At 47.5% G+C, this 14,456-nt stretch carries 9 protein-coding genes and 1 pseudogene; 2 read left to right on the top strand and 8 right to left on the bottom strand.

Annotated features, from left to right (window positions below; translation table 11 throughout):
- Window positions 1-33: 33 nt before the first annotated feature.
- The gene (xth, locus tag ACLGGO_RS14765; RefSeq protein WP_446419869.1) at window positions 34-828 is read right to left on the bottom strand and encodes an exodeoxyribonuclease III; all 795 of its coding nucleotides are present in this window, start codon (window positions 826-828) and stop codon (window positions 34-36) included.
- Between the two features lie 376 nt (window positions 829-1,204).
- Here xth and ACLGGO_RS14760 point away from each other — a divergent pair.
- Window positions 1,205-2,587 (top strand): annotated as a pseudogene (locus tag ACLGGO_RS14760) (tetratricopeptide repeat protein); the annotation flags it as partial.
- A 56-nt stretch (window positions 2,588-2,643) separates the two neighbouring features.
- On the opposite strand, the gene ACLGGO_RS14755 reads toward ACLGGO_RS14760, so the two are convergent.
- Window positions 2,644-2,769 (bottom strand): hypothetical protein, encoded by a 126-nt coding sequence (locus ACLGGO_RS14755; RefSeq protein ID WP_446362339.1) that lies wholly within the window; start codon window positions 2,767-2,769, stop codon window positions 2,644-2,646.
- On the opposite strand from ACLGGO_RS14755, the gene ACLGGO_RS14750 reads away from it, so the two are divergent.
- Window positions 2,768-3,268, top strand: coding sequence for a hypothetical protein (locus ACLGGO_RS14750; protein WP_446419868.1), 501 nt, complete (start codon window positions 2,768-2,770; stop codon window positions 3,266-3,268). The two genes, ACLGGO_RS14755 and ACLGGO_RS14750, sit on opposite strands and share 2 nt — an antisense overlap.
- 547 nt (window positions 3,269-3,815) lie before the next feature.
- Here ACLGGO_RS14750 and ACLGGO_RS14745 read toward each other — a convergent pair.
- The 6 genes from ACLGGO_RS14745 to ACLGGO_RS14720 form a co-directional block, all read right to left on the bottom strand.
- On the bottom strand, window positions 3,816-4,448 hold the full coding sequence (locus tag ACLGGO_RS14745) for a cytochrome c oxidase subunit 3 (RefSeq protein WP_446364775.1): 633 nt from the start codon (window positions 4,446-4,448) through the stop codon (window positions 3,816-3,818).
- A gap of 116 nt (window positions 4,449-4,564) precedes the next feature.
- Complete coding sequence (ctaD, locus tag ACLGGO_RS14740) at window positions 4,565-6,250, bottom strand: cytochrome c oxidase subunit I (RefSeq protein ID WP_446419867.1); 1,686 nt, start codon at window positions 6,248-6,250, stop codon at window positions 4,565-4,567.
- Window positions 6,251-6,316: 66 nt separating this feature from the next.
- Complete coding sequence (locus tag ACLGGO_RS14735) at window positions 6,317-7,342, bottom strand: cytochrome c oxidase subunit II (RefSeq protein WP_446419866.1); 1,026 nt, start codon at window positions 7,340-7,342, stop codon at window positions 6,317-6,319.
- A 261-nt stretch (window positions 7,343-7,603) separates the two neighbouring features.
- Window positions 7,604-10,927, bottom strand: a complete 3,324-nt coding sequence (locus ACLGGO_RS14730; RefSeq protein WP_446419865.1) for a PAS domain S-box protein — start codon at window positions 10,925-10,927, stop codon at window positions 7,604-7,606.
- A gap of 443 nt (window positions 10,928-11,370) precedes the next feature.
- Window positions 11,371-12,693: a CO2 hydration protein gene (locus tag ACLGGO_RS14725; protein ID WP_446419864.1), complete on the bottom strand. Its 1,323-nt coding sequence runs from the start codon at window positions 12,691-12,693 to the stop codon at window positions 11,371-11,373.
- A 127-nt stretch (window positions 12,694-12,820) separates the two neighbouring features.
- The gene (locus tag ACLGGO_RS14720) at window positions 12,821-14,335 is read right to left on the bottom strand and encodes an NADH-quinone oxidoreductase subunit M (protein ID WP_446419863.1); all 1,515 of its coding nucleotides are present in this window, start codon (window positions 14,333-14,335) and stop codon (window positions 12,821-12,823) included.
- Window positions 14,336-14,456 lie beyond the last annotated feature (121 nt).

Below are 14,456 nucleotides of genomic sequence, written 5' to 3'. Positions count from 1 at the left end.
TACAAACCCAGCTTTAAGTGAGTGCCATTCATCTTAACTCTCAAACTCAACAATAACAGGTGCATGATCGCTCGGTTTCTCCAGCTTTCTGGGTTCTACATCAATCCTACAACTTGTTGCTGCTTCATATAACTTCGGCGTCAGATAATGATGGTCAATTCGCCAACCTCGGTTACGGCTAAACCCACCATGGCGATAATCCCACCAGCTAAAATGTCCCCCGTCTTGAGTAAACTTGCGAAACGCATCCCCTAAGCCTAGCGCCAACACCTCCTCTAAGGCTTGGCGTTCTGCTGGCGATGCCATGATATGCTTTTCTTTATTCTGGGGATTATGAATATCTCGGTCATCGGGAGCAATGTTAAAGTCCCCACAGATACAGAGTTCATAGGGTTGAGTATCTAAGAGCGATCGCACATACTCCCGTAACAGTTTCAACCAGCGCAATTTATACTCATACTTCTCACTTCCCACCTCAGCACCATTAGGAACATAGAGATTAATAATCCGAACGCCATCCAGGATACCTGTAATCACCCGCTTCTGCCCGTCCAATTCTCCCACCTCCTCTGGCGTCAACACCCCCGTAAACCCCATACTCACCGCATCTAAAGGTTTACGGCTAAAAAGTGCCACACCGTTATAGGATTTTTGCCCCGATACATAGAGATGATAGCCTAAGTCTTCAAAGCGCGATCGCGGAAATTGCTCATCAACGACTTTGGTTTCCTGCAAACAAAGCACATCTACAGGATTTGCTATTAACCACTGACAGACATGATCTTGGCGGGTGCGAATTGAGTTAACATTCCAGGTAGCGATTTTCATAATATTGTCTATATTTATTTAACTCGCGAGGAGGTTAGGGGGAGCAATCAGTCCTACATCATCATCTTTGATTCGTACAGACGTGACAGTGGAACGTCTCCGGTGGAACTATTTTAAGTGATGTCAATCTGACGTTTCACGCCATCTGGAAAAATCAACATCAAACCTAACCCCCCAGCCCCCTTTATACCCCCCTTTATACCCCCCTTTATACCCCCCTTTCAAAGGGGGGCTAGGGGGGATGGGGGCTAGGGGGGATGGAGAGAGGTTTTCCAGATCCCGTGAAAAGTAAGGATGTCAATAGCCCTCAAACCCTGACAAATGACGTAGCTTGCTTCTCCACCTTTAACGTTAATGTCCATCTACTGAAGGTTCTATCGTGAAACACAGACATTTAGGGTTAATTGGACTCATTTCCCTATCGGGGCTAACCAGTCTCCTGATAGGCACACCAGTCTTCGCCACAACCGTTGAGCCAATAGCTCCCAGGATAGCCCAACAGACGGCTAACTCTGATGCGGCTGACCAAATATATGGCGAAGCCGTCGAACTCTTTCAACAAGGAACAGCCGAATCATTGCGACAGGCAATTCCTAAATTTGAGCAAGCCCTCAGACTCTATCGTCAAGCGGGTAATCAACGTAATGAAGCTGTATCTCTGGGTTACATTGGCTATATCTACGACTCATTAGGAGAAAAGCAGCAAGCCTTAGACTACTACAATCAAGCCCTGCCCCTAATTCAGGCGGTGGGAGATAGAGGGGAGGAAGCCACCACTCTCAATAATATTGGCTTAGTCTACGACTCATTAGGAGAAAAGCAGAAAGCCTTAGACTACTACAATCAAGCCCTGCCCCTAATTCAGGCGGTGGGAGATAGAAGGGGAGAAGCCACCACTCTCAATAATATTGGCTTAGTCTACGACTTATTAGGAGAAAAGCAGCAAGCCTTAGACTACTACAACCAAGCCCTGCCCCTAATTCAGGCGGTGGGAGATAGAAGGGTGGAAGCTGCCACTCTCAATAATATTGGCGCAGTCTACGACGATTTGGGACAAAAGCAGCAAGCCTTAGACTACTATAATCAAGCCCTGTCCCTAATTCAGGCGGTGGGAGATAGAAGGGGGGAAGCCAGCACTCTCACTAATATTGGCGCAGTCTACGACTCATTAGGACAAAAGCAGAAAGCCTTAGACTACTACAATCAAGCCCTGCCCCTAATTCAGGCGGTGGGAGATAGAAGGGGAGAAGCTGCCACTCTCAATAATATTGGCGCAGTCTACGACTCATTAGGACAAAAGCAGCAAGCTTTAGACTACTACAACCAAGCCCTGCCCCTAAGACGGGCGGTGGGAGATAGAGGGGGGGAAGCCAGCACTCTCACTAATATTGGCTTAGTCTACGACTCATTAGGACAAAAGCAGCAAGCATTAGACTACTACAATCAAGCCCTGCCCCTAACACGGGCGGTGGGAGATAGAGGGGGGGAAGCTGCCACTCTCAATAATATTGGCGCAGTCTACTCCTCATTAGGACAAAAGCAGCAAGCTTTAGACTACTACAACCAAGCCCTGCCCCTAACACGGGCGGTGGGAGATAGAGGAGGGGAAGCCGCCACTCTCAATAATATTGGCGCAGTCTACCACTCATTAGGACAAAAGCAGCAAGCCTTAGACTACTATAATCAAGCCCTGCCCCTATATCAGGCGGTGGGAGATAGAGAGGGAGAAGCCAGAACTCTCAATAATATTAGACAAGTCAGGCGTTAAGTCAACTGTTGCTCGCTCCCGTCGCTGAACAACTGTCAAACCAACGCTTACTTATCGTGGGCGAGGGGAAGTAACTCCCCCCGTAACCAAGCCCGTACTAAAATAAAAGAAGCCTTGCCCTTTTCAGCAATAGCCAGGGCAACGAGAATCTTCACATCAGGAGACAGTACCATGTCCTATCAGAATATTAGTGCCAGCCTCTCCGACACCGATTTAGAGGAAATCAACACCGCCTTACAAACCATCGAACAGAAACTCCCCTTTTTGATTACCCTTAGCCCGAAAGAACGCCATGATCTGTATAAAATGGGCGATAAAAGTATAGCCTTTGTCCACAATAGCCTCAACGCCGCCCAAACGAACCCTGGCATTCTCCCCACCAATTTCAACACAGAGGAACTCGAGCGCGACTATCAACTGGCGTTGCGTCTTTCCGAGTTACTCATCCGACTCCAGCAACTGGCTGAAAAGGTAGATGATACCCTGATAGCGGTGGGCAGTGAAGCGATGAAGAGCAGCTTAACGGTATATGACTACGTGAAAATGGCAGCGAAAACCACACCGGGCTTAAAAAGCGTGGCGGAGCAGTTAAAGGAACGCTTTAAAGGTGTCAAAACAAGAGGAAATGGGGGTACATCAGCAGATGCGTCAAGCGCTAAGAGTGATGGATGAGACTAAAAGACTGGTGAGGGAGGCTTTGAACGTGGTGGGGGAACCCTCTGAGTGTCGTGGGGGGAGGCTCTGAGTGTTGTGGGGGAGGCTCTGAGTGTTGTGAGGGGACGCTCTGAGTGTTGTGAGGGGACGCTCTGGGCGTCGCGCTTAAGGCTATGAGCGTGGTGAGGGAACTCTCTGATTGTCGTGGGGGGAGGCTATGAGCGTCGCGCTTAAGGCTATGAGCGTGGTGAGGGGACTCTCTGAGTGTTATCGGGGGAGGCTATGAGCGTCGCGCTTAAGGCTATGAGCGTGGTGAGGGGACTCTCTGAGGTATAGCAGTAGACACATCGATTAGGAAGCAGAGGTAGGGTGGGCAAATGGATATAATTTTGGATCAAGTCATTCAATTATCATAATTTGCCCACCCTACGCTACTGACACAGCTAAAATGGTGGCATAGATTTTACGATTAAATCGGGCGCACGTCGGTGCGCCCCTACAATTCTAATCCACCAAATAAGGTGTGCCACGCCACTACAAATCAAGGCTTTGCGTAAGTCCTAACTTAAAACAGCGTCAAAATGTACAGCAATGTAAACAGAATAATCCAGATAATATCGACAAAATGCCAATAGATTTCTGCCATTTCGATGCCAACATGCTTCGTTTCACCGTAATGTCCGGGACGACGCGATCGCCACAAGACGCCGAGAATCAGTAAAACTCCGATGGTGACGTGCAATCCGTGGAATCCGGTCATTAAATAAAAGCAGTTGGCAAACACATTGGTGGTCAAACCATAACCCAAGCTTAGATATTCATACACCTGACCGCCCAAGAAAATCACACCCATAACAGCGGTAATGATATACCACAACCGCATCCCGGAGAGATTATTCTTTTTAATCGCCACATCTCCTTTATGGATGACAAAACTACTCGACACCAGAATAATCGTGTTAATCGTCGGCAGTAACAGTTCCACCTCTGTACCTTCGGGGGGCCAGGTTGCGGATACGCCTCTATAGATTAAGTAAGAGGCAAACATCCCGCCAAACATCAAGGATTCAGAGGCGAGGAAGACAATTAGCCCCAAAACCCGATAATCGGGATGTTCCTCATGTGCCGCCACAGTTACCTCAGCCGAGGGTTCTGGGGTAGGCGAGACTTGATATTCGTCAATGGTTGAACCTTGCATAATTTTTTTCCCTATCGCTATATACAACTGATGAACATTAAGTCGGGGCGGGTTTAGTTACATCTGGGTAAACGGGAAACGATAACGGTAAAACCCGCCCCTACAACCTGCAAAATTTACTTCGCTTCTACAACAGGTTCTCCCGATGTCGGCGCACTGGGATTGAGTTTTTTGCCATTGCGACCATTCATGCCATAAGCATAAGGACCATGGCTCAGAACTGGCAGAACTTCCCAGTTTTCGATCGCAGGTGGAGAACTGGTTGTCCATTCCAGGCTCAAGGCATCCCAGGGATTATCACCCACCTTGGGTCCATACATCCAGCTCCAGATTAGATTAATCGCAAAGGGAATGACAGAGAACCCCAACAGAATTGCACCGAAGGTACAAAGCTGATTAATTGCCGTGAATTGAGGGTCATACATCGCCACCCGTCGGGGCATTCCTTTTAAACCCAATTCATGCATGGGTAAAAAGGTGAGATTCGCCCCAATAAAGGTGAGAATAAAGTGAACCCGTCCCCAGGTTTCGTTGTACATCCGACCCGTCATTTTGGGGAACCAGTGATACATTCCGGCATAAAGACCAAACACGGAACCGCCAAAGAGAACATAGTGGAAGTGAGCCACAATGTAGTACGTGTCATGGACGTGAATGTCAAAGGGTGCGGTTCCCAGGGTAACGCCACTTAGTCCGCCCAAGACGAACATAGCCAACAAACCAATGGCAAATAGCATTGCCGAGGTGTAGCGGATTTTACCGCCCCAGAGAGTCGCCACCCAGCTAAAGATTTTCACACCCGTCGGGACTGCCACAATCAGCGTGGATATGGTGAAGAACATCCGCATCCAGGGCGGGGTGCCACTGGTAAACATGTGGTGTACCCAGACGAATAGACCGACGATACAGATGGCTAGGGATGAATACGCGATCGCTTTATAGCCAAAAATCGGTTTACGGGCGTGGACGGGTATCACTTCTGACATAATCCCGAAAATCGGCAGAATCATCAGATACACCGCCGGGTGGGAATAGAACCAGAACAGGTGCTGGTACACCACCACATTTCCCCCAGCCTCGGGTCGGAAGAAGCTGGTGCCAAAGTTGATATCAAACAACAGCAGGGTTAATCCAGCCGCTAACACTGGCGTGGAAAACAGGGCTAATAGGGATGTGGCTAAAATCGCCCAACAGAACAAGGGCATCTGATCCCAGCGCATACTGGGAACCCGCATTTTAAAGATGGTGATGATAAAGTTCACCGAACCCAAAATTGAGGAGGTTCCCACCAAGACAATGCTGAGAATCCACATCGATTGAGCTGTACTGGCGGTAATCAGGCTCAAAGGGGGGTAGGATGTCCAACCCGATTGAGCGCCCCCGAAGAAGAAACTGCCCAAGAGTAGGGCACCTGCTGGGGGCACGAGCCAAAACGCGATCGCATTCAGTTTCGGGAACGCCATATCCCTGGCACCAATCATCAGCGGGATCAGGTAGTTACCAAACCCGCCAATGGCAGCCGGAACGACCCAGAAAAAGATCATGATCGTGCCATGATTGGTCAGAAAAGCGTTGTAAAGATTGGGATCAAGTAAATCTGAATCGGGGGTATACAGTTCGGCTCGCATGGCGACTGCCATTAATCCCCCGATCAAATAAAACACAAATGAGGTAACTAGGTATTGAATCCCAATGACCTTATGGTCAACGTTGAACGTGAAATAGTCATACCACTTCCATGCCGTGGGATGGGAGCTATGTGAAGTGGCTTGAGATTGAGGTGCAATTTCGGTTTGGGTCATCAGAATTTCTTGTGACAACTAAAGAAGCCTGTCCAGATGGACAAATTGAGTGTTATGTGCTTCTGTTTAGGATTCATGCATTGAGTGTAACTGGGTTAACGTTTTCTCATCAACGCCCAGGTTAGCCGCGTAAGGTTCCAGAAACTCGGACTCGGATAAATCAGCCGGGTTCACAGCAACGGTTTGATTAGGGTTTTGCTGCTGTGCTATCCGATTTTCCTCTAACCAAGCGTCATACTCCTCTGGGGTATGAACGATAAGCTGTGTCCGCATCGCCCCGTGGTAACCACCACAGAGTTCAGCGCAAACTACGGGATAGGTTCCAGTTTTGGTCGCAACAAACCGCAATTCCGTTTCTTGACCGGGAATGGCATCTTGTTTGAGGCGGAACTGAGGCACCCAGAAGGAGTGAATCACATCTTGGGCGGAGATGTTCAGTTGCACGTCTTTGCCAATGGGAACATGTAATTCGCCAGCGACAACGCCACTATCGGCATAGTTAAAGATCCAAGCAAACTGCAAACCGGTGACATTAACCACCAAGTCAGCCGTCTGTCCTTCCCGTTGGGGTGCTGCGCCAAAGCCGTATTTAGCCCCCTTGGGTGCTACAGCTTCATCGGACTCCATCCCCTCAGTATCGGCAACTAAAGGCGCCGCCATAGCACTTCCGGGCATACTTGCAATATGCGCTGGGGTATCGGCTTTGGCGACATGGTGATGGGCGGGTTCAAAACCGCCCATGTCTCGATAAACTTCGACGCTGTAGATCCCTAGTCCAATGACGATAATGGCAGGAATGGCTGTCCAAAAGGCTTCTAAGGGTAAATTGCCGATGATGGGTTCAGCATCGGTGTCATCCCCTTTGCGTCGCCGAAATCGGATCATGGCAATCACGATGGCGCCTTCGACGACCAAAAATAGGGCGGTGCCGATAGTCATCATCACGTCAAAAAAGTTATCGACTAACGGCGCTTGTTCTGATACCTGTTCTGGCATCAAGCCGTGGTTTTGACCAACCCACAGACTGACCAGGGTGATAACAATACCAGCGGTCAGCGTGATAATGGCACTTGGTACTTTTTCTTTTTCCATGGCTTATCTCCTTGGCAGCAGTAGCTCTCCACTCAGGTTCGGTGAAATTGCTGCCTGATTCTAACTTGACTAAATTGATCCTAGTTCACATTTCTTTATCGCGCTTGTTTGGGCTATGGCTTTGGTTAAGCTATGATTTTTCAACGCAGAGGGGCGCAGAGGGTTTCGCAGAGGGGCGCAGAGGTGGTTAAAGGATTTGGATGTATAAGACTTAAGAGGTAATTTCTACCTCCATCGCTAGTTTTATTCAGCAGCGCCTAATTATTCCCGTCGATTAATGGTTGCATCCCAATGTGAATTGCCCTGTTCCCTTAACCAGGCGATGGCTTGAATTAAATCCTTGGGGGCGATAGGCTTGGCTAGATGCTGTTGAAATCCGGCGGCTAGGGCTTTTTGCTGATGGGATTCCCCCGCATAAGCCGTTAATGCGATCGCAGGTATTTTGGCTTGGGTTGAGGGCATTCCCCGAATCTGTTGCAATAGACAGTAGCCATCCATCTGGGGCATACCAATGTCACTCACTAGGATATCAATGTTTAACTGGCTTAACTGGGATAATACCTCCTGTGCGGATGCCATGGTGATTACCTCTGCCCCAGCTTGTTGTAATATGAGCGCGATGAGTTCTCGTGTGTCTGGCTCATCATCGACAACTAAGACTCGTATCCCCTTGAGACGAGGGGTGTCAGACTTTCTTGGGTAAGTATGGGCGTCATGTCTGATTCGTTGCTTTTTATCTGGGAGGAGGGGTAATCTAACTGTAAACGTTGCTCCCTGTCCTTCACCTAGGCTATCTGCCTCGATCATGCCACTATGTAATTCTACAATATGACGCGCGATCGCAAGCCCTAATCCTAATCCTCCAAATTGGCGCGTTATGGAACTGTCCGCCTGACGGAAATAGTCGAAAATATGAGGGAGGATATCAGCAGAAATTCCGATACCTGTATCGCTGACTATAATCTGGGCAAACTCATCCACCGCCGCTAATGTCACCTCAACCTGTCCCCCAGATGGGGTAAACTTAACCGCGTTGGAGAGTAAATTCCAGACCACTTGTTGTAACCGCCCGGAATCACCCTCAACGCAACCCACTGTACCCCTAAAATGGGTCTGAATTTGAATTGATTTCGCTTGTGCCGCCAACCGCACTGTCTCAATCGCCGCTTTAATTGTGATGGATAAATCAACCCGATGACGGGTTAGGGTAACTTTTCCCCGCAGAATTCGGGCGACATCGAGTAAGTCGTCAACTAACTGAATTTGAATCGTAGCATTGCGCTCAATGGTTGCCAATGCCCGATCTGTTGCGGCTTGATCAAACTGACGAGAGCGGAGTAGCTTTGTCCATCCCAGGATGGGATTCAGGGGAGAGCGTAATTCATGAGACAAAATTGCCAGAAATTCATCTTTAATCCGGTTAGCCGATTCTGCCTCTTTACGAGCGGCTTGTTCTCGTGCTAAGAGTTGTTCACGCTCTCGTTCTGCCTGTTTTCTTTCGGTGATATCCACAAATGCCCCAATCACGCCGCGCACTTCACCGGAGTCGTGGTACAGGGGAACGGCTTTGCCATAGATGAAGCGTACTGTTCCATCCTCAAAGACAAATTCTATTTCATCGATAACCTCTTGTCCGGTTCTGGCTGCACGCTGCATCGGTAAGTCTTTGGGGAGATATTTTTGTCCATTTTTATATTGTTTAAAGGGAAGGGAATAGGAACCATCGGCAGGGGTTGCGGTTGCTACTGAACCTGGTGATATGCCCATTAAGTTGTACGCGGTACGGTTAGCGGTCATAGTGTGACAGTGGGGATCATGGGCAATCCAAAGCGCAACTGGAGTAATTTCCATTAATGTTTCTAACTCTTGAACTCTGGCTTGGGCAAAAGATTCACTCATACGTAATGCGGCTTCTACCCGCTTAAGTTCAGTGATATCCATAACCGCGACACCCACTCCCAAAAGTTCACCATCGGGTAAGCAAACGGGAAAGTGATTGGCTAAAGAATGGCGACAAACACCCGGTTGAATTTCACCATTGAATTCAAAGTTCAGCTTAGGTTGCCGACGCTGTAAAACGTCATACAGCATTGGACCCACTTCAGAGGCTACATGGGGCAAAACTTCCCAGATAGTGCGACCTACATGTTGGCTCAGGGGGACTCCATTCATCGTCGCTAAGGCTTCATTGGCATAAAGATAACGCAGATCACGGTCAAAAAATGCCATGCCAATGGGTGAACTGGCAATAAAGGCATTGAGAACCGCCTCACTTTTCCGCACCGCTAACTCGACTTGTTTTTGTTCGGTAATGTCGCTAAATGAAATGGCTACGCCATCATCTAACTTAACTGCCATATTCCGAAACCAGCCGACAATTCCCTCGGATTCGTAGCGCACTTCAATATCATGAGGTTCTCCTGTTTCTACGACTGTGACATAGCGCTCAAATAAGTCACTATTGGTTTGGTTTCCTGGAAGAACTTGGAGCAGGCGTTGATCCAGTAACCCAGCAACTGAGTTTTGCAGCATTTTTGCCGCCATGGGATTGACATAAGTCCACTCAAAATCAACGATTTTTCCGGCTGGATTGCGAAGGCTTTGCAGGATGGTAAAACCATCTAAAGAAAGGTCTTGGGCAACCTTAAATCTTTCTTTACTACGGCGTAGGGCTTCCTCTGCTTGTCGTCGTTCTGTAATGTCTCGGCAGATTGATTGAACGGTGGGCAAACCATTAAGTGTAAATAGAGTGGAACTGACTTCAACGGGAATTCGTTGACCGTCTTTGGTGCGATGTACTGATTCGATAACCACTCGTTTATCTTGTAACAATTTCTGGAAACTGACTTTAAGATCCGCTAAGGGTAAGTCCACTACATCCGCAATCGATAAGGTGAGGAGTTCTTGGCGGGTATAACCTAGCCGTTTACAGGCTGGTTCATTCACCTCAATAAACTGTCCCGGTTGATTGTCGGGAGTGAGGGGATAAACGAGTACCCAGTCTTCCATGCCATTAAATAATGTGCTAAAGCGCTGTTCTCTTTCCCGTAAGGCGGCTTCTGTTTGCTTGCGATCGCTAATATCAATGGTGCTACCAATCACCCGCACGGGATTTCCTTGATTGTCTCGTGCCACCACCAGTCCTTGATCCAAGATATGAATGTAGTGATTGCTTTTGTGGAGAACGCGATATTCGATTTGATAGGAGTCTCCCTGACTCAACGCCGTTGCTGTCTCCTGATCCATCCGTTCCACGTCATCTGGATGGATGCGATCGCGCCACCAGTTGAGAGTGGGTTCGGCTTCGGTGAGGGAATAGCCTAAAATGCTGGTGAGTCCGTCGGTGCGTTCCACCCGATCTGTGGTAATCTGCCAATCATAAATTGCATCCTTCGTCGCCCGCAGGACTAAAGACAGGCATTCTTCGGTTTTCTGCAAGCTGGTTTCTAACCTCTGGCGAGTCGCCCGTTCCTGCGCCAGTTGCTGTTCATATTGACTAACCTTGTCCTCCAACTCGCCCACTCGTTGTTGTAATACCACCATTTGATCGAGAAGGGGGTTGTGTTCATTTTCTTCGTTTTTCATGGTTCAACTTTTTCTGACCAAATGAGTGATCACTCAAACTCGATGGGAGTATCTTATTTTAGATTTTAGACGCTTGACTGATTAGTTCATTAAGTCTAGTCATCTTCATACACAAGCCCATCTCCTTTTTTGGGATTGGTCTACTCAATACTTAGCGTAATCCTTTTTAGGACTGGAGAAACTTTGTTTTAAGTAGTTTTACCTATGTCAATGGATATATTTACCACAAATGCGATGTTGAAAGCCCCGGCGCTTTTTTTGCCCGGAGATTAACCATGTACGGGCTTGGTAACCAAGCCCCTACTCTCCCTCACCGTAATTATGGGTATTCAACCGGACATGATATAAATCTTTAACGTAATTTAAACGTTCAAATTCTCATGATAAATCCCCGACTTCTTTAAGAAATCAGGGATTAGGTAGAAGAATTTATCGCCAGTCAATTACCGATAATCCGCTGTCTGAATATTCCGTAACCGCGCCGCATCACGGATTCCATACTCTGGGCGACAGAATCGGTCTAATTGCGCCTCAAAAAACGCTCGATTTGCCTGCAAATGCTTGGGGTTGGGGTCATCTAAGGGATACAACAGTGCCGTTCGCAAGGCTTGAAATACCGCCGATGTTACACAATACATGGATCGCTGAAAGGTGATGCCAATCTGATTTAAGATATCACTTTCGCTGCGACAACGCTTTTCATAGAATGCTTGCAGATAGGGGGGCAGAAAATGTAACATATCCTGCATCAGCAATGTCGGCGGTACTCCAGCAGAACCCACAGGGAATTTATCCGCATAGAGGACACCATAATGGAAGTCCTTCTGATCACTCGGTACTTCTCCCGCTTGGGCATTATACGACTTCGTACCCCTAAAGGGTGCAGTCCGATAGAATACCGACTCCACATAAGGAAGCGCCGCTTCATACAGCCAGGTAAACCCTTTCGACTTGGGAATCACTTCATAGCATTCCCCCTTTACATAAACATGATGATAGATCGGACGACCTGCGATCGCGAATATCCCATTCACCAAAAAATTCATCGCCTCGGGGACAGATGTAATCTTCCCTTCATCATAGAGATCAGACACTTCAAAGAATACCGGCGCCATTACTTCCCAGAATAGCCCTAAGTTACTATAATACGACGCCTGACGACACTGCTCGATAAACATCTCTGGAAACAGCTTATGCCATCCCAGCATGACGGGATTGCCTTTAAAATACGCCTCAATTGCCCGATTCGCATTGTCCTTATATTCTTCAGTATCCAGATAGGGATCAAACTGATTCACCGGGGCGTACATATTTCGATGCCAAAGCATTGCCCGCATACAAGCTTCAGCAAACTCCATATTAATCCGGTCATGCCACAAGTGATGTAATAACTTAGGCATTTTCTGGGTTTCCCCTTTCTCAATAAATGCCACAAGTTCCGGATGCGCCGTCGCTTCACCGCGCCAAATGCGTAAATCCGCATCATCTCCGGCATAATGATTATGGCGTTCTAAATACTCTTTAGGCAGGAAATATTTAAAGAAAGGAAACGGATTTAAAAAGACTTGTTCCCCAATATAGAGCAAATCGCGCCAATAGAAATCCATGGGCACCGCATACGCCTTCCATATTCCGATAATTTGCATCAGATTTTCCGGCGTATCTGGAATCATCGCTCCCCCCGCTTCCAAGCGATGAACAATATCCGCAAATTCATGCTGAGACGGCGGTAATTTAGTTGCAGGTTTTGTTGGAGTTTGTACCATGGTTAAATAGGTTTAAGTGTTGGCTTTTGAATTTTGAATATGTAGGGGCGGGTTTGACAACTATCGTTTCTTGCCCCACGCAGATGTAACTAAACCCGCCCTTTATTTACGTAAAAGAACTATTTTACTAATGACCAATGACTAATGACGCATCCTTCAGCGCCACGTTCTGCTCAACCTGAGTTGACGCGGCAGAAACAATCGAATTCGTCGTCGTTTCTGTCCACCGAACCAACCAAACTGGTTGAATACCCAGGAAGCAAATAATCACCGCCAAAATAATCGCAGGTGCTTTTTCATTCCAGAGAACTTTCGGATAATAAGCCGTACTATTATCCAGCTTGCCAAAACAAGTTCGATTCAGCAAAATCACAAAATAAACCGCTGTCAAACCCGAAGCAAAAATACATAAAATGGTTTGCCAAGGAAACACCACATAACTCCCTTGAAACACCAGAAACTCTGCCACAAATCCCACTAAACCAGGAATACCCGCACTTGCCATTCCGCCTAAAATCAGTAGGGCACTCACCAACGGTAAACCGCGTGTGGGATTCATTAACCCATTGAGCACATCCAATTCGCGAGTTCCCACCTTAGTTTCCACTACCCCAACCAAATAAAACAGAATTGCCAGGATAATGCCATGACTCACCATCTGAGTCACACACCCCAAAAGACTCAACGGCGTTAGCGCAGCGGCGGCGACAACAATATACCCCATGTGACCAATTGAACTATACGCCACCATCCGTTTAATATCTTTTTGCGCGATCGCACTCAACCCACCATACAATACACTTACCACGCCAATAATCGACAGTCCCGGCGCTACCAAAGACCAAGTTTCCGGAAACAATTGTAACCCATAGCGTACCAACCCATAAGTTCCCATCTTCGCCACAACACCCCCTAACAGAATCGCCACCACGGGAGACGCTTCCACATAAGCATCGGGTAACCAGGTATGTAAAGGAACCAGGGGAATTTTAATCCCAAATCCCACCAATAGAATCGTCAGCAGAATCAACTGAGTACTTAACGATAACCCTTGGGTGTGAATTGCCTCATAATTAAAGCTAGTCGAATGACTCAGCCACGTAATCCCCAAAAACGCCGCCAGAATCAGAATTCCGGAAACAGCGGTATAGATAAGAAACTTCATCGCCGCATATTCCCGCTTGCTTCCCCCCCAAATTGCAATTAACAGGTACAAAGGAATTAATACCAATTCATAGAACAGAACAAACAGCAACAAATTCTGTGCCAAAAACGCCCCAGTAATCCCCGCATTCACCAACAAAATCAATGCATATTTAAGGCGAACTCGTTCAACATCAATGCGACTGCTAAAAATAACCACCCAATTCAACAAACTACCCAAAGCCAGCAACGGAAACGATAAACCATCCGCCCCCAACTTGTACGACAAACCCAGTTGAGGAATCCACATCAACTCCTCTTGAAATTGCCAACCGGAATAAGTGATATCAAACTTCGTAGCCAACCACAACGTCACCAAAACAATCGCCGTCGCCACCGCCAAAGCAATCGCCCGGAGTCGAGTTTTTGCCACCTTTCCCGGTAAAAACCCAATAATAATCGCACCAAAAACAGGTAACCCAATCAGCGTACTCAGCATAAGCCTGTCAAAATTTCCAACTCAAAACGCATCCACTTAATTAGGGCGAGTTTATCAGTATCCAAGTAACCAGAAACCATTCAAATTAAACCCACCCCGAAAACCTCAAACCTCAAGACGC

Origin of the sequence: Coleofasciculus sp. (assembly GCF_046565525.1) — a bacterium.
Lineage (GTDB): Bacteria > Cyanobacteriota > Cyanobacteriia > Cyanobacteriales > Coleofasciculaceae > Coleofasciculus.
Note: the sequence above shows the minus strand (reverse complement) of the source record. Positions and strands in the feature narration are given on the sequence as shown.